The 15,613-nt window shown below is 69.8% G+C and carries 19 protein-coding genes and 1 pseudogene; 11 read left to right on the top strand and 9 right to left on the bottom strand.

The window, feature by feature from the left end; all coding sequences use genetic code 11:
• Positions 1 to 125 precede the first annotated feature (125 nt).
• The 7 genes and pseudogenes from GEV28_RS14125 to GEV28_RS14095 all read left to right on the top strand — a co-directional run.
• A pseudogene (locus tag GEV28_RS14125) lies at positions 126 to 188 on the top strand (hypothetical protein); the annotation flags it as partial.
• Between the two features lie 56 nt (positions 189 to 244).
• Entirely contained in the window at positions 245 to 376 is a 132-nt protein-coding gene (locus tag GEV28_RS14120) for a hypothetical protein (RefSeq protein ID WP_291412555.1), read from the top strand.
• Positions 377 to 508: 132 nt separating this feature from the next.
• Positions 509 to 940, top strand: a complete 432-nt coding sequence (locus tag GEV28_RS14115; protein WP_291412471.1) for an SRPBCC family protein — start codon at positions 509 to 511, stop codon at positions 938 to 940.
• Between the two features lie 101 nt (positions 941 to 1,041).
• Entirely contained in the window at positions 1,042 to 1,719 is a 678-nt protein-coding gene (locus GEV28_RS14110) for an LPXTG cell wall anchor domain-containing protein (RefSeq protein ID WP_291412553.1), read from the top strand.
• Positions 1,720 to 1,804: 85 nt separating this feature from the next.
• The gene (locus GEV28_RS14105) at positions 1,805 to 3,160 is read left to right on the top strand and encodes an aminotransferase class I/II-fold pyridoxal phosphate-dependent enzyme (protein ID WP_291412469.1); all 1,356 of its coding nucleotides are present in this window, start codon (positions 1,805 to 1,807) and stop codon (positions 3,158 to 3,160) included.
• A complete protein-coding gene (locus GEV28_RS14100) occupies positions 3,150 to 3,968 on the top strand; it encodes a putative RNA methyltransferase (RefSeq protein WP_291412467.1) in 819 nt (272 codons plus the stop codon). Before GEV28_RS14105 ends, GEV28_RS14100 begins: the two co-directional genes overlap by 11 nt.
• An 11-nt stretch (positions 3,969 to 3,979) precedes the next feature.
• Positions 3,980 to 5,233 carry a Gfo/Idh/MocA family oxidoreductase gene (locus tag GEV28_RS14095; RefSeq protein WP_291412465.1) on the top strand — a complete coding sequence of 418 codons (1,254 nt, stop codon included), beginning with the start codon at positions 3,980 to 3,982 and terminating at the stop codon, positions 5,231 to 5,233.
• On the opposite strand, the gene GEV28_RS14090 is transcribed toward GEV28_RS14095, so the two are convergent.
• Complete coding sequence (locus GEV28_RS14090) at positions 5,224 to 5,352, bottom strand: hypothetical protein (protein ID WP_291412464.1); 129 nt, start codon at positions 5,350 to 5,352, stop codon at positions 5,224 to 5,226. The genes GEV28_RS14095 and GEV28_RS14090 overlap by 10 nt on opposite strands.
• A gap of 135 nt (positions 5,353 to 5,487) precedes the next feature.
• On the opposite strand from GEV28_RS14090, the gene GEV28_RS14085 reads away from it, so the two are divergent.
• On the top strand, positions 5,488 to 6,045 hold the full coding sequence (locus GEV28_RS14085; protein WP_291412462.1) for a TetR/AcrR family transcriptional regulator: 558 nt from the start codon (positions 5,488 to 5,490) through the stop codon (positions 6,043 to 6,045).
• Between the two features lie 66 nt (positions 6,046 to 6,111).
• On the opposite strand, the gene GEV28_RS14080 is transcribed toward GEV28_RS14085, so the two are convergent.
• The 6 genes from GEV28_RS14080 to GEV28_RS14055 all read right to left on the bottom strand — a co-directional run bounded on the left by GEV28_RS14080 (position 6,112) and on the right by GEV28_RS14055 (position 11,811).
• Complete coding sequence (locus tag GEV28_RS14080) at positions 6,112 to 7,584, bottom strand: beta-N-acetylhexosaminidase (protein ID WP_291412460.1); 1,473 nt, start codon at positions 7,582 to 7,584, stop codon at positions 6,112 to 6,114.
• Between the two features lie 202 nt (positions 7,585 to 7,786).
• Positions 7,787 to 8,617, bottom strand: coding sequence for a carbohydrate ABC transporter permease (locus GEV28_RS14075; RefSeq protein ID WP_291412458.1), 831 nt, complete (start codon positions 8,615 to 8,617; stop codon positions 7,787 to 7,789).
• Positions 8,614 to 9,600 carry a carbohydrate ABC transporter permease gene (locus tag GEV28_RS14070; protein WP_291412456.1) on the bottom strand — a complete coding sequence of 329 codons (987 nt, stop codon included), beginning with the start codon at positions 9,598 to 9,600 and terminating at the stop codon, positions 8,614 to 8,616. Before GEV28_RS14070 ends, GEV28_RS14075 begins: the two co-directional genes overlap by 4 nt.
• Positions 9,600 to 10,898, bottom strand: coding sequence for an extracellular solute-binding protein (locus GEV28_RS14065; RefSeq protein ID WP_291412454.1), 1,299 nt, complete (start codon positions 10,896 to 10,898; stop codon positions 9,600 to 9,602). The genes GEV28_RS14070 and GEV28_RS14065 overlap by 1 nt, the downstream gene beginning before the upstream one ends.
• A gap of 362 nt (positions 10,899 to 11,260) precedes the next feature.
• Entirely contained in the window at positions 11,261 to 11,560 is a 300-nt protein-coding gene (locus GEV28_RS14060; protein ID WP_291412452.1) for a hypothetical protein, read from the bottom strand.
• On the bottom strand, positions 11,557 to 11,811 hold the full coding sequence (locus GEV28_RS14055; RefSeq protein WP_291412451.1) for a hypothetical protein: 255 nt from the start codon (positions 11,809 to 11,811) through the stop codon (positions 11,557 to 11,559). The genes GEV28_RS14060 and GEV28_RS14055 overlap by 4 nt, the downstream gene beginning before the upstream one ends.
• A 156-nt stretch (positions 11,812 to 11,967) precedes the next feature.
• Here GEV28_RS14055 and GEV28_RS14050 point away from each other — a divergent pair, with 156 nt between their 5' ends.
• The 3 genes from GEV28_RS14050 (at position 11,968) to lpdA (ending at position 14,554) form a co-directional block, all read left to right on the top strand.
• Positions 11,968 to 12,825: a helix-turn-helix transcriptional regulator gene (locus GEV28_RS14050; RefSeq protein WP_291412449.1), complete on the top strand. Its 858-nt coding sequence runs from the start codon at positions 11,968 to 11,970 to the stop codon at positions 12,823 to 12,825.
• Positions 12,826 to 12,837: 12 nt separating this feature from the next.
• Positions 12,838 to 13,038 (top strand): DUF397 domain-containing protein, encoded by a 201-nt coding sequence (locus GEV28_RS14045; RefSeq protein ID WP_291412447.1) that lies wholly within the window; start codon positions 12,838 to 12,840, stop codon positions 13,036 to 13,038.
• Between the two features lie 130 nt (positions 13,039 to 13,168).
• Positions 13,169 to 14,554, top strand: a complete 1,386-nt coding sequence (gene lpdA / locus GEV28_RS14040; protein ID WP_291412445.1) for a dihydrolipoyl dehydrogenase — start codon at positions 13,169 to 13,171, stop codon at positions 14,552 to 14,554.
• 170 nt (positions 14,555 to 14,724) lie between these two features.
• Here lpdA and GEV28_RS14035 read toward each other — a convergent pair whose 3' ends face one another.
• Both GEV28_RS14035 and GEV28_RS14030 read right to left on the bottom strand, forming a co-directional pair.
• Positions 14,725 to 14,877, bottom strand: coding sequence for a hypothetical protein (locus GEV28_RS14035; RefSeq protein ID WP_291412443.1), 153 nt, complete (start codon positions 14,875 to 14,877; stop codon positions 14,725 to 14,727).
• Positions 14,878 to 15,186: 309 nt separating this feature from the next.
• Positions 15,187 to 15,582, bottom strand: a complete 396-nt coding sequence (locus tag GEV28_RS14030) for a hypothetical protein (RefSeq protein WP_291412441.1) — start codon at positions 15,580 to 15,582, stop codon at positions 15,187 to 15,189.
• Between the last annotated feature and the right edge of the window lie 31 nt (positions 15,583 to 15,613).

Raw genomic sequence — 15,613 nt, 5'->3', positions numbered from 1 at the left:
GGGCGGCCTGCTCGACGTGATCTACGGTCTGCTGGACCGGATGGCCGAACTGGGCGCGGACGGCTCCGACGTCGACTTCATCGCCGAGTTCGGCGGACCCCGAGTCGACCGGGCGCGACCCGCTGGTGTCGCCGCTGCTCGCCGAGGACCTCACTGGCCTGCCGCCCGCGCTGGTCATCACCGCGGAGTACGACCCGCTGCGCGACGAGGGGGAGCGCTACGCCGCCCGGCTGCGTGAGGCGGGGTGCCGGCTGAGGTCACCCGCTACGACGGCATGGCGCACGGGTTCTTCACGATGTCGGGCGTGCTCGAGGGTTCCCGGTGGGCGGTCGCGGAGGCGGCCGAGTATCTGCGAAAGCGCCGGACCGATGGGTGAGACCGGGTCGCCCAGCCTGGCCGACATGGCATGCCTCGCGGAGGCCGTGCTGCCGCCGGAGGTGTGGGTTCTGCGTCGTCTGACAGCTGATCGACCCGGCACTTCCGGCGGAACTCGCCTAGGATCCGGCGGGTGCGTCGCTATGTGATCGAGAAGTCCGCACGGACCTCCGCGGGGCCGGGAGGGGTGTATCGCTTGCTCCGCGACGGGTCGACGTGGCCGGTCTGGTCGTCGCTGGGCGGGTTCGAGTTGGAGCGTGCGGGTGACGGCGAGCCGGAGGGTGTCGGTGCTGTTCGGGTGTTCGTCAGCGGTCGGGTGCGGGGTCGGGACGAGATCATCGGCTTCGAGCCCGACCGGCAGTTCCGGTACAACCATCTGAGTGGCCTGCCGGTGCGCGACTACCGCGGTGTGGTCGACCTGGTCCCCAAGGACGGCGGCACCGAGATCACGTGGACGGTCAGCTTCGGCCCGAAGTACCCCGGCACGGGGTGGATGTTGCGTTTTGCATTGGACCGGTTCATCGGGGCCGCCGTCAACGGCCTGGCGAAGCACGCCGCCGGGTAACGGTTCGCAAACGACGACTGCGCACAGTGGACCCTGCGCGTGGTCCGTGTGCGCGCGGGTGATAGAACTCGGCAGTTCAATCGGCAACCCCCGGAGTGCACATGAACCGGCTTACAACGCTCAGCAGAACCTTGATAGTCACCGCTCTGGCCACCGGAGTCGTGTTCGGGTTCGCCAACACCGCCACCGCCGATCGCAACCAGGACGATCCCGTCTCGGGTGACGAGCGCGCGACCGCCCATGCGGGCAACGTGGTCGCGCGGGACTGCTCCGAGCTGTTCGAGGGCAGTACCTCGGTCACGTTCGGGACGGGCGACACCGGCACCGACGATACGAACACCTACCTCACGATCAGCGGCGTGCCTGACGGCATCGACATCGTCGGCGTGATCGTCAAGGGCGGTAACGCCTACAACGTGTACGAGCCCGGCGACCTCGGCGACCTGCCGTGGATCGACCTGCACTCGCCGCTGGTGCCCAGCGGCAAGCCGGCGCAGATCAGCCACTGGTTCGCGTGCGGCGTCGAGTCGACCGAGACCACCACGCCTCCCGTCGAGACCACGACGGACACGCCGCCGACCTCGTCGGAGGGTGAGCAGCCAGGCAGTACCTCGTCGCCGGCCTCGTCGGCGTCGGAGGATGTCTCGCCCGCGGCCGAGGAGCAGGAACTGGCGGAGACCGGCTTCAACGGGGGTTGGCTGGTCGCGCTCGGTGCCATGCTGCTGCTCGGCGGTGGCGCGCTGCTGTTCACCATGCGGACGCGCGGCGCCCGCCGCTGACCGTCGCGTACGAGGGACGCCTCCCAGAGCGGGGGAGGCGTCCCTCGGTCGCGTTCGGGGGCTCTCGGCGTGCGATCGTGAGGGCATGACGGATCTATCCGGATGGCTACGTCAGGGCGTCGACGCGGTCGAGCGCTGGCAGCGCGGCTTCGCCGACCATCCCGCGCACCCGTGCCAGCAGGTCGACCCCGACCGGTTTCGTGCCGCGTTCGCCGAGCTCACCGAGCTCGCGGACAACTACCCGTACTTCCACCCCGACTACGCGGGCCAGATGCTCAAGCCGCCGCACCCGGTGGCGGTCGCGGGCTACGTCACGGCGATGCTGGTCAACCCCAACAACCACGCGCAGGACGGCGGCCCGGCCACCGCCCGCATGGAGCGCGAGGCCGTCGCGCAGCTCGCCGGCATGTTCGGCTTCGACCGCCACCTCGGGCACCTCACCGGTGGCGGCACGGTCGCCAACCTCGAGGCGCTGTTCGTCGCGCGTGAGTCGCATCCGGGCAAGGGCGTGGCGTTCAGCGCGGAGAGCCATTACACCCACGCGCGGATGTGCCAGGTGCTCGGCATGACCGGCCACTCGGTCCCGGTCGACGCCGCCGGGCGGATGGACCTCGACGCGCTCGACGCGTTGCTGGCCAAGGGCGAGGTCGGCACGGTCGTCGTCACCGCCGGCACCACCGGGCTCGGCGCGGTCGACCCGATCCACGAGGCGTTGGCCCTCAAGGAGCGCTACGGCGTCCGGTTGCATGTGGACGCCGCGTACGGCGGCTTCTTCACCCTGCTGGCGGGGGACGAGCGGATCGACCCGCGGCCGTGGCGCGCCATCGCCCGGTGCGACTCGGTGGTCGTCGACCCGCACAAGCACGGGCTCCAGCCCTACGGCTGCGGCGCGGTCCTGTTCGCCGACCCGACGGTGGCCCGCTTCTACCGGCACGACTCGCCCTACACCTACTTCACCGACGCCGACCTGCACCTGGGCGAGATCAGCCTGGAGTGCTCCCGCGCCGGCGCCGCGGCGGCCGCGCTCTGGCTGACCTTCCAGGTGATCCCGCCGACCCCGGACGGGCTCGGCGCCTTCCTCGCGGCGGGCCGCCGGGCCGCACTGGGCTGGGCGGAGCTCATCGAGGACTCCGAGGAGCTCGATCTCTACCAGCAGCCGGAGCTGGACATCCTCGCGTACTTCCCGCGCCGCGGCTCGCTCTCGGCCGTCGACGCGGCCAGCGCGCGGGTGTTCACCGACGGCATGAACGACAAGGCCGACCCGGTGTTCCTGTCCGTGCTCAAGGTCGACGCCGACGCGTTCGGGCGCAGGCATCCCGGCGTGACCGCCGACGCCGGCGGCGCGCGGCTCCTGCGCAGCGTATTGATGAAGCCCGAGTCGGAGGCCCGCGTCGACCGGCTGCACCGGCGGGTCGAGGCGCTGGCGGCCGATGCTCGCTGACGTCCTGCCCTACCTCGGGTGCCCGCACTGCGGCGCGGCGCTGACGCTCGCCGGCCCCGCGGTGCGCTGCGCCACCGGGCACGGGTTCGACGTCGCGCGCCAGGGCTACGTGAACCTGGTGCCGGGCAAGGTGTCCGGCGACAGCGCCGACATGGTGGCCGCGCGTGCCGACTTCCTTGGCAAGGGCCACTACGCGCCGATCACGCGCGCGGTCGTCGCGGCGGCGGGCGAGGTCCGGGGCTGCGTAGCCGACCTCGGCGCCGGCACCGGCCACTACCTCGCCGCCGTCCTCGACGCGGCGCCGGACGCCGTCGGGCTGGCGCTGGAGGTCGCCAAGCCGGCGCTGAGGTGGGCGGCCCGCGCGCACCCGAGGATCGGCGCGGTCGGCGCCGACGCGTGGGGCGCCCTGCCGGTGCGTGGCCGCGCGATCTCCGTGGTGCTCAACGTGTTCGCGCCGCGCAACCCGGCCGAGCTGAACCGGATCGTCGCCGCCGGCGGGCGGCTCGTAGTCGTGACGCCCACCGAGGACCACCTCGCCGCGCTCGTGGCCGCGCTCGACCTGCTCACGGTCGCGCCGGACAAGGCCCAGCAGGTGACCGCCCGGCTGACCCCGCACCTTCGACCATCCACACAGGACCTGGTCGAGTTCGGCATCGAACTGTCGCACCAGGACGTACTGTCGTTGGTGGGCATGGGGCCTAGCGCCTGGCACGTCGGCGTGGCGACATTGCGGGAGCGGGTGGCGGCCCTGCCCGAGCCGGTGCGGATCACCGCGTCGGTGCTGGTGACTGGCTATCGGAGGGCATGATGGACCGGCCGGTGACGTTCGCCGTGGTGGGCGCGGGGCAGCGGGGTTTCGGCTACGGCGGCTGGATCGCCGGGCATCCCGACCGGGGGCGGGTGGTCGCGGTGGCCGAGCCGCGGGCCTACCAACGCGAGGAGCTGGCGCGCCGCCACGGGGTGCCGCCGGAGCGGGCGTTCGGGTCGTGGCAGGAGCTGGCCGCGGCGCCGCGGCTGGCCGACGCGGCGATCGTGACCACTCAGGACTCCGACCACGTCGGGCCCGCGATCACGTTGGCGGACAACGGGTACCACCTCATGGTGGAGAAGCCGCTCGCGCCCACCGAGGCCGAGTGCGCCGAGCTGGTGGCCGCGGTCGTCGAGGCGGGCGTGCTGTTCGCCGTCTGCCACGTGCTGCGCTACCGGCCCTACACCAGGCTCGTCAAGGGGCTCGTCGACGCCGGCCGGATCGGCGACGTCATGAGCGTGCAGCACCTGGAACCGGTGGGGCACTGGCATTACGCGCACTCCTACGTGCGCGGCAACTGGCGGCGCAGCGACACCGCGTCGTTCATGCTTCTCGCCAAGTCCGGCCACGACATCGACTGGCTGCGGCACATCGTCGGCCGGCCCATCGAGCGCGTGTCCAGTTTCGGCTCGCTGTCCCACTTCCGGCGGTCGAACCAGCCGGCGGGCGCGGCCGACCGGTGCGTGTCGTGTGCGGTCGAGCCGGACTGCGCGTACTCCGCGCCGCGGCTCTACCTCGGCATGCTGCGCGCGGGCCGCACCGGCTGGCCGGTCAGCGTGATCACCGACGACGTCAGCGAGAGCGGCGTGGCGGCGGCGCTGCGCGACGGGCCGTACGGGCGCTGCGTGTACGCGTGCGACAACGACGTCGTCGACCACCAGGTGGTGGCGCTCGAGTTCGGCGGCGGGGTCACCGGCACGTTCACGATGACCGCGTTCACCCCGCACCTCGACCGCCACACCCAGCTCTTCGGCACCCGCGGCTACCTCGACGGCGACGGCGAGCGGGTGACGCTGCACGACTTCGTCACCGGCGAGGTGTCCACGCACGAGGTGCCGAGCGCGGGCCACGACGCGGATGCCACCCACGGCGGCGGGGACGCGGGCCTGCTCGACGCGTTCACCACGGCCGTCGCCACCGGCGACCCCGCCCACATCCTGTCCGGTCCCGCCGAGTCGCTGGAGTCGCACCTCGCGGTGTTCGCCGCCGAGCGGGCCCGGTTGTCGGGCACGGTCGAGCAGGTCCACGACTTCGGTCAGCGGTAGCTCCGGAAGGTGGTCGAGCCGGCTGGTGGCGTGGCCGAGCCGACCGGGTCGAACCAGCGTGGCGTCACCACCCCGCTGCCATCGCCGTCCGCCGACACGGCGGCGCCACGGGTCGACACGGCGCTGGCGGTGCGGGACCGATGGCCAGCACTGCGAAAGCACGGGTCGCAGATGCCACTCTAATGTGACAGTTCATGTGTTTAAAGCTACTATTGTGCGGCCCTCATCACAGGAGGTGTCACAAGGGGTAAGGTGTGGCATGTGCGGGCCGACGCTGTGCGCAACCTGGACGCGGTCTTGCAGACCGGCGCCCGCTGCTGGCCGCGGACCCGTCGATCTCGATAGCGACGATCGCCGCCGAAGCCGGGGTGGACCGGCGCACCGTCTACCGGCGGTTCGCCACCCGCGAGGCGCTGCTGGTGGCGCTGTTCAACGCGAAGCTCGACGCCGGCGAGCAGGTGCTGGACGAGGCGCGGCTGATGGAGGCGCCGGTCGCGGTGGCGCTGCACCGGTACGTGGAGCTGATCCTGCCGGTGAGCCGCCAGTGGCCGGTCGACTTCGGCCGCCTGGAGAGCGGCGACGACGCCACGGAGGAACGCCGCCAGCGCGTGCGGTCCCGCCTGGACGCCTTCGTGGACCGCCTCGTGGCGGAGGGCCTGTTGCGTTCCGACCTGCCGCCGGGCTGGGGCCGCGCGACGCTGGACCAGCTGGTCTCCCTCGCGGCCCACCGCTTCCCGGACCTGGAGCCGCCCCAGGCGGCGGACCTCGTGGTGGACACCTTGCTGAACGGCATCGGCGCGAACGTCCGCTGAAACGGGGACGGGCCCGGCGCCAGGTGGGTGCGGTACCTGGCGCCGGGCCCGACTGCCCGACTGGCGTCAGGCCGGCCAGTCGATCTGGGGCGAGCGGTAGAAGTCGATCCCCAGCTCGGTCCAGCGCGGTGCCTGCGCGGCCAGCCTCGTGCGGAACGACTCCCAGTCGTGGGTCGACCAGGGGGACCAGCCCAGCTCCGCTATCGCCGGCAGCCGGGGGAACGCCATGAACTCGATGTGGTCGCTGATCTCCAGCGTCTCCGACCACAGCGGCGCCTCGACGCCCAGCACCGCCGACTCCGGCACGCCCTGCAGGTACGAGCCAGGGTCCCAGCCGTAGGCGGTGTCGACCTCGATGTAGCCGGCCCAGGACAGGCCGAGCGGGGTGTTCTCGTCGTACTTCATGTCCAGGTACGACTTGTTCGCCGGCGACAGCAGGACCTTGTTGCCCCGCGCCACAGCGTCGGTCACCAGCTGGTTCGAGTCCGTCGTGCCCCAGTACTGCGGCAGCGCGGAGGTCAGCGGCGAGGCCTTCAGCAGGTCGTGCCAGCCGGCCACCTTCTTGCCGAGGTCCTCGGCCATCGGGAGCACCCGCTGGAAGAACTTGATGTAGTCCGGCTCGGTCGTCACGTGCGCCTCGTCGCCGCCGAGGTGCAGGTACTCGCCAGGGGTCAGCGCCGCCAGCTCGCGCAGCACGTCGCCGACGAACCGGTAGGTGATCTCCTTGTCGATGCACAGCGAGCTGAACCCGACCTCGGTCCCGGTGTACAGCGGCGGCGCCACGCCGTCGCAGTTCAGCTCGGCGTAGGAGGCGAGCGCGGCGTTGGTGTGCCCCGGCATGTCGATCTCCGGGATGACCGTGATCTGCCGCTCGGCGGCGTAGGCGACCAGGTCGCGGTACTGCTCCTGGGTGTAGTACCCGCCGGGGCCGCCGCCGACCTCGGTGGAGCCGCCGTAGGTCGCGAGGCGCGGCCAGCTCTTGATCTCGATCCGCCAGCCCTGGTCGTCCGCGAGGTGCAGGTGCAGCGTGTTGATCTTGTACATCGAGATCTGGTCGATGTAGCGCTTCACCTCCTCCGGCGAGAAGAAGTGCCGGGCGACGTCGAGCATCGCGCCGCGGTGGGCGAACCGGGGCTGGTCGACGATCCGGCCGGCCGGCACCGTCCACGGGCCGCGGGCGACCGACCGGCTCTCGATCCGCGCGGGCAGCAGCTGGCGCAGCGACTGCACGCCGTTGAACAGGCCCTTCGCGGTGCGGGCCTTGATCTCCACGCCGCGTCGGTCGACGTCGAGCGTGTAGCCCTCGTCGCCGAGCCGCGGGTCCACCTTGCCGAGGTCCAGCGAGATGGCGGAGTCGCCATGGCGGTCGTCGGTGACCGGCAGCCGGTAGCCGGTGGCCGGTCGCAGCAGGTCGGCGAGGTACTCGCCGACCCGCTTCGCCCCGCGGTCGACCCGGATCACGGTGTCCGGCGTCAGCCGGAACTCGCCGCCGTGGCGGTCAGGTGTGACCGACACCGGGGCCGGTATCACCTGGTTCATGCGCGACTCCTTGGGCGGATGGTGATCGGGAGAGGCCGAGGATTGCGCGCCGGCGCCGAGAACGGCCAGCGCGGAGACCGCGAGCACCACGAGGGCGCGGCGGGGAGCAGGGAGCCTGGACACGGGTCCTCCTGGGACTGCCGAGGGACAGGTCCATCAGGTATAGACCACCCGTGGTCCAGACCACAACCCGTCATTCCGGTCATCCCTTGAGCGCGCCCGCGGTCGCCCCGGACACGAGCTTGCGCTGCACGATCAGGAAGAACACCAGCGCCGGCAGCGCGTACAGCACCGACGCGGCCATGATCCCGCCCCAGTCCGTGCCGAAGACGGTCTTGAACGTCGACAGCCACACCGGCAGCGTCTGCTTGTCCGAGTCCCGCATGAACACGAGCGCGTAGAGGAACTCGTTCCAGGCGGTGATGAACGCGAACACCGACGTCGCCACGAGCCCCGGCCCGAGCAGGGGCAGCACGACCCGGCGGAACGCGGCGAACCGGCCGCAGCCGTCGACCATCGCCGCCTCCTCCAGCTCGTACGGGATGCCCGCGACGAACCCGCGCAGTGTCCACACCGTGAACGGCAGCGTGATCGCGAAGTACACCAGCAGCAGCGACGGCAGCGTGTTGAGCAGCCCGGCATCCTGCATCAGCAGGAACATCGGGATGAACAACGCCTCCATCGGTGCCATCTGCGCGATCAGCACCAGCAGCAGGAACCCCTTGCGTCCGCGGAACCGCAGCCGCGCCAGCGGGAACGCCGCCAGCACGCCCGCGACCAGCGAGCACGCCACCGCGCCGAGCGTGACGATCAGGCTGTTCGTCAGGTGCACGGTGAAGCCCGGCTTCTGGATGGCGCTGACGAAGTTGTCGAGCGTGACCGACAGCGGGACCAGGTCGTAGTCCGGGGTGAGCAGGTCGCCGGACGGCTTGAACGCGCTGGTGATCATCCAGTAGGTGGGGAACGCGAAGAGCACGGCGATGACCGCGCCGACCGTGTTGAGCGCGATCCGCTGTAGCCGGGTCTTGTTCATGAGACGTCAGCTTCCCGGGAGCGCAGCAGCAGCTGCAGGTAGCGGGCGGTGAGCACGAGCAGCACCAGGATCATCAGCACCGCGATCGCGGACGCGATGCCGAAGTGCCGGCCGGCGATGCCGCGCAGGTACAGCAGCAGCGGCAGCGTCGTGCTCCCACCGTCCGGGCCGCCCTGGCGGATCGCCCACACCTGCGCGAACACCTTGAAGTCCCAGATCACCGACAGGAACGTGGCGAGCGTGACCAGCGGGCGGATCGACGGCCAGGACACGGTCGCAAACGTTTGCCACGCGCTCGCGCCGTCGATGCTGGCCGCCTCGTAGAGCTCCTTGGGTGCAGAGAGCAGGCCGGCGTAGATCGTGAAGCACACGAACGGCACCGCCTGCCACCCGATCAGCAGGCCGATGACGGTGAGCGTGCTGGCCCCCGAGGAGAACCAGGAGAACCCGGCGAAGGAGTCGAAGCCCAGCTTCACCAGGGTCTTGTTGAGGATCCCGTACTGCTGGTCGAAGATCCACTGGAACACCGTGGTGGTGGCGAGGATCGGCGTCGCCCAGGCGAGCACGAGCGTGACTTGGACGGCCATCCGGACGCCGCTCGACAGGTGCCGCATGAGCACCGCGACAAGCAGCCCGGCGAGCACCGTGCCGGCAACGCAGGCCCCGGTGAACAGGACCGTCCGCAGGGTGATCGCCCAGACCTCGGGGTCGGACAGCACGTCCGCGTAGTTGGCGAGGCCGACCCAGACGACCTCGCCGCGGACGAGCTCGCCGAGGTCGAGTTGGCGGAAGCTGATGCCGACCACCTGGATCGCCGGCCAGGCGAGCAGCACCAGCATGGTAATGACGGCCGGCGCGAGCAGGAGATAGGGGATGGTGCGTTCGCCGAGACCAGCCCCGCCGAAACGGCCGCGGCGGCCCGCGCGCGGCGGTGCCGGCGGGGGAGTCCCCGCCGGCACCACGATCTGAGTGGTTGTCGTCATCAGCCGGTGAAGGCCGCGTCCAGTGCCGAGTTGGCGTCCTTGGTTGCCGCGTCGATGTCCTTCGCACCGGTGAGGTACGCGGTCAGCATGTCCTTGAGCGGGTTCTGGCCGGCCTCGATGGTGGCCCACTTCGGCGTGGCGGGAACCGCCTTGCCGTTCTGGGACGCCTCGGCCATCGCCTTGCTGATCGGGTTCGCGTCCAGCGCGGAGAGGTCGGTCGAGGCACCCGGCACCATGCCGGCCTCGGCCAGCTGCGTCTGGTACTTCGAGCTCAGCAGCAGCTTCAGGTAGTCCTTGGCCAGGTCGGCGTTCTTGCTGTTGACCGGGACGGCCAGGTTCGAGCCGCCCTGGAACACCGGCGCGGTGTCACCCGCGTTCTTCGACGGGATCGGGAACGCGGAGGTCTTGGTCTTGATGTCGGCGTTGTCCTTGGCGGCGGTGTCGACCTCCCACGGCAGCGCGATCATCATCGCGACCTTGCCCTGGCCGTAGATGCCGGCCTGCTCGGGGTTCTGCTCGTCGTTGTCCTTGGGCGCGGTCGTGCCGGAGGCGTCGACGATCTGCTTGTAGAACTCCAGGCCCGCCTTGGCCTCGTCGCTGTCCAGGGTCGCCTTGAAGTCGGTGCCGTCCTTCTCGGCGATGTCGCCGCCCTCGTCGTAGATGAACGACAGCAGGGCGTACCAGTTCTGGCCCGGCAGGTACAGCGGCTGGAACTGCTTGTCGCCGCCGAACTTGGCCTTGAGCTTGGTGATCGCGTCCAGCCACTCCTGGCGCGAGGTCGGCGGGGCGGTGATGCCCGCCTGCTCGAACATGTCCGTCCGGTAGATGACCTCGCGGTTCGCCGCGTAGAACGGGGTGGAGTACTGCTTGCCGTCCCATTCGCCGGAGGCCTTGAGGCTCGCGAGCCACTGGTCGCCGGAGAGGCTGTCGACGTCACCGGTGAGGTCGGTGAGCACGCCCTCGGCCGCGAACGCCGGGGCCTGGGTGTTGCCGAGCTCGATCACGTCCGGCGGGTTCTGGCTCGCCAGCGCGGTGGTCAGCTTGTCCTGGATGCCGTTCCACTCCTGGACCTCGTACTTGACCGTGACGCCGTCGTTGGCCTGCTCGAACTCCTTGTTGAGCTCGTCGGTGAGGGTCTCCGGCGCGGAGCCGTTCATCAGCCACACGGTCAGCGTCCGAGGCTCGCCCGCGGCCTGCTCGTTGCCGCCGCCCTCATCGCCGCCGCCCGATCCGGCGCAGCCGGCGGTAGCCAGCGCGATGGCGGCGACGCCGGCCATCACCTTTGTCCAGCGCTTCACTTCTCTGCCGTCCTCTCCGTGCCCATGACGAGCCCGCACCGGTGGTTCAGACCTCATGGTTTAGACCTAGTGGTATAGACCAATGGGAGAACTCTGGGCCTGCTCGGCGCCGGTGTCAAGACAGTTGCGAAAGACGTTGTAAACCGGGCCGGAAATCCAGGTGTCGCAAGGATTTTCCGGCCAACTTCTCACCGGTTCGATCACCGTCGCGGGAACTTCTCACCGGCCGTCTGCGGGCAATGGTTGAACCAGTGTGCCGACGAAACGACCGCTACCGGGGCTCCGCCGGGTCGCCGTTGGTCCGAATGGTTGAACCAATGGCGGTCAGCTGGACCTCCCGGCGCGCCGTCGGCCCGGCCGCGTCATCGCGGCTCGGTCGACCGGATCCGCGCCATGACCGCGGCGACGACGTGCCGGCTGTGCTCGAGGAACTTCAGGCCTTCCTCGGCGTGGCAGCGCCAGTAGGTCAGCTCGGCGATCAGCTCCTCGCGCATCGGCAGGTCGTTGGCGGTGAACAGCGCCTCCGCCGCTTCGGCGGACTGGCTAAGCCGAATGCCGAGTGCTACCTGGTATCCGCCGGGGAACTTCTCTTCCAGCCCGACCAGCTGGGTGATCAGCCGGTCCTCGGGGGTCAGCTCGGTGCCGTCGAACGGAGTGCTCATGACGCCGCGACCGCCGCCGGCTGCGCACCCAGCTCGGCCTCTTCCAGCTCGCGCAGGGCGTCCATCTCGGCCAGCGCCACGCCGCTCAGCTCGACGAACTTCCTCAGCGCGTCGACCGTGTAGGCGAACTCGAACGTCCGGTTGCCGCCGCTGATCATGAAGTCCACGTCCTCGCAGGTGTTGATGCTGTAGTTCATCTCGCAGCTCGCGCGGATGCCCACCCACGAGCTGACCACCAGTTCCTCGTGCATCTGTCCTCTCCTCGCGTCCCGTTGGCGTCTACGGCGGGTAGCGGTGGCGCCGCTCTCCGTCATGAGCAATAGTGCCTCTGTTAGATATCAAACGCAACTCAGCGTTTATGAGAGTGCGTTTGCTCTCCCACGAAGGAGTGAGGAATCATCGACACCGTGGCACCGAAAAGGCAGGCTCCGACGGTCCGGCTGCGCAGGTTGGCGGCCGAGCTGCGTCGACTTCGCAACGCGGCCGACCTGACGCGGGAGGAGACGAGCGAGAAGACCGGCATCAACAACGCCACGCTCTACCGCATCGAGACCGCCAGAGCGCGGCCGCAGATGCGAACGCTGGTCGCGTTGCTCAACCTGTACGAGGTCGACCAGGAGCAGCGCAGGTACCTGACGGACCTGTGCCGGGACGCGACCAGGCAGGGCTGGCTCCGGCCCTACCACTCGGAGCTGCCCGAGGAGTACACCGCGTACATCAGCTTCGAGGACGAGGCGCGCAGCGTCCGCAACTACGGGTCGCTCATCGTCCCCGGCCTGCTGCAGACCGAGGACTACGCCCGCGCCCTGATCCGCGGCGGGCTGCCCGGCGCCACCGACGACCAGGTGGAGGACCGGGTCCGCGCCCGGATGCAACGGCGCGGCGTGCTCACCAAGTCGCCGCCGCTGAAGCTCTGGGTGGTGCTCGACGAGGCGGCGCTGCGCCGCGTCGTCGGTGGCGTCGAGGTGATGCGTGCGCAGCTCGACCATCTCCTCGACGCGGCCAAGGCGCCGAACGTCACCTTCCAGCTCATCCCGTTCGGCGCCGGCTCCCACCCCGGCATGACCGGCCAGTTCAGCTTCCTGGACTTCAGCGACCCGCTGGACAAGGAGCTGATCTTCATCGACAGCATGGCCGGCGACCTGTTCCTCGAGTCCGACGCGGACATCGGCCGCTACCGGTCGGTCTTCGAGCACCTGGTGGCGGTGGCGCTCAGCCCGAAGCAGTCGGCGGCCGTCGTCGCCGAAGTCGCAGGTGAGTTGTAAGGAGGGCAATCAATGAACGAGGTTGATCTGTCGGGCGCGGTGTGGCGCAAGAGCTCCCGCAGCAGCGCCAACAGCGAGTGCGTCGAGCTGGCGTTCGTGGGCTCGCGGGCCGCCGCGCGTGACTCCAAGAACCCGGCCGGCCCGGTCCTCGTGTTCACTCCGCGGGCCGTGCGCGCGTTCGTCGCGGACCTCGGCCGCCGCGGGGCCGAGTAGCCCGTCCCGGGACGAACGGCGCCCGCTCGCCCGTGCGGGCCCGGGTGCTGTTCGTCCGTGGCCGGCGGGGTGCGCGCGCTCACGCCCGCTCGGCGTGGGGGACGGCGGGCGGCGGATTAGGGTGGAAGCCGTGAGCACACACTTCAACGTCGTGGTTCTCGGCGCCGGCCCGGGCGGCTACGTGGCCGCGGTGCGAGCGGCGCAGCTGGGGCTGTCGGTCGCGGTCGTCGAGGAGAGGTACTGGGGCGGGGTCTGCCTGAACGTCGGCTGCATCCCGTCCAAGGCGCTGCTGCGCAACGCCGAGCTCTCCTACATCTTCACCAACGAGCAGAAGACGTTCGGCATCTCGGTCGAGGGCCACGTGACGTTCGACTTCGGCGTGGCGCACGCGCGCAGCCGGACCGTCGCGGACGGCCGGGTCAAGGGCGTGCACTACCTGATGAAGAAGAACTCGATCACCGAGTTCACCGGTCGTGGCACGTTCACCGGCCCGAACGCCATCGAGGTGAACGGCGAGACCGTCACCTTCGACAACTGCATCATCGCCGCCGGCGCGTCGGCCAAGCTGCTGCCGGGCACGTCGCTGTCCGAGCGGGTGGTGACCTTCGAGGAGCAGATCCTCACCCCGGAGCTGCCGGGCAGCATCATCATCGCCGGCGCGGGCGCGATCGGCGTCGAGTTCGCCTACGTGCTCGCCAACTACGGCGTGGACGTCACGATCGTCGAGTTCCTCGACCGGATGGTCCCGCTCGAGGACGCCGAGGTCTCCAAGGAGCTGGCCCGCCACTACCGCAAGCTCGGCGTCACGGTGCTGACGTCCACCCGGGTCGAGTCGATCGACGACTCCGGCGACCAGGTCACCGTCGAGGTCTCCGCGAACGGCGAGCGCAAGACGCTCCAGGCGGACAAGGTCCTGCAGGCCATCGGCTTCCAGCCCAACGTCGAGGGCTACGGCCTGGACAAGACCGGTGTCCGGGTCAGCGACCGCGGCGCGATCGAGATCGACGGGTTCTGCCGCACCAACGTCGACCACATCTACGCGATCGGCGACGTCACCGCGAAGCTCATGCTCGCGCACGCCGCGGAGTCCATGGGCATCGTCGCCGCGGAGACCATCGGCGGCGCGGAGACCATGGAGCTCGACTACCGCATGATCCCGCGCGCCACGTTCTGCCAGCCGCAGATCGCGAGCTTCGGCTACACCGAGGAGCAGGCCCGGGAGGCCGGTTTCGACGTGCAGGTCGCGAAGTTCCCGTTCACCGCCAACGGCAAGTCGCACGGCCTCGGCGACACCCGCGGCTTCGTGAAGCTGCTGTCCGACAAGAAGTACGGCGAGCTGCTGGGCGGGCACCTGATCGGCCCGGACGTCACCGAGCTGCTGCCCGAGCTGACCCTGGCCCAGCAGTGGGACCTCACCGTCCACGAGATGGCCCGCAACGTCCACGCCCACCCAACCCTGAGCGAGGCCGTCAAGGAAGCACTCCACGGCCTGGCCGGCCACATGATCAACCTCTGACCCACGCCCTGAACGACGCGCTGGCGACCCAACACTTGCGGTCGTGCCGTGGGTGGCATGAACACCTCGACTCGGCCACCGTGTCCCGGACCCCCAGAAGTGCCAAGGTTGGATGGCAGAATGCGGCCTCGGACGAAAATGGACTTGACAAGTTCGGTTTCGATCGCCGGTTACACCGTGGAGGCGTCCTCGTAGACCACCCGGATGTGCTCGTACCCGAACATCGGTTTCGGTTTCCCCGGTGGCAACACCGGCACCACCGTACGGAACAACCACCGCATCGCCACATCTGCAGAGTCCTTGGCCTTGATCTCCGCGACCACGTTGCCGGTGCGGTCTGCGGTGTTCAGGGCGTCCCACAGGTCGCCAGCTTCTGCCTTGGCGACGCGGATGTCGGATTCACTGGCGACGATTTTCCTGCGCGCACCTTGTCAAGCCACCTCGCCAACTTGTTGAACTGTTGAGCAGCTTTCTGGTGGTGGAACGTCCCCTCAGGGTCGCTCTGGCCGACACCGTCTCTCGTTCGCCAGGGGGTTTGACGTCCCAGATGTAGACGGCGTCCTCGCCCCAGGGGGATGGTGTCGGCGACGCGGTTTCCACCTTTGCTGTGACGGCGCCGATCGGGCTGTTGCTCAACTCCCCATCACTGAGTCCATGAGGGAGGCCAGTTCGGGATCGACCTCCTCGACGATGCGGCGGTATTCGGGCTCTTGGAGGTTGTACAACACGTAGTGCATCAGCATGTACCGGGTAGCATCCTGGTCGGGGTGGTCGGCGAGGTATGCCTCGCGAACCACCCGCAACTGCGCCGCTACCCGATCCCTGGTGCGCGGATAGTCGTCCAGGGTCGGGCACATGACCGGACGCCACAACGCACCTGTGACGATGTCCCCGACCAGCAACCACAGCTCACGGCGCTGGTCGATCGCGTCTTCGACCGCCCGAGCGATGCGTTGGGCGAGGAAGGGGCGGGTCTCGGGTAGTCGCATCCACATGAGGTCACCGAGGAGGCCCAGGCTCCAGGTCATGGGCACGTCAGGCGTCGGTACGGCGTCCTCG

This window comes from Actinophytocola sp. (genome assembly GCF_009379765.1).
Classification (GTDB): Bacteria; Actinomycetota; Actinomycetes; order Mycobacteriales; family Pseudonocardiaceae; genus Actinophytocola.
Note: the sequence above shows the minus strand (reverse complement) of the source record. Positions and strands in the feature narration are given on the sequence as shown.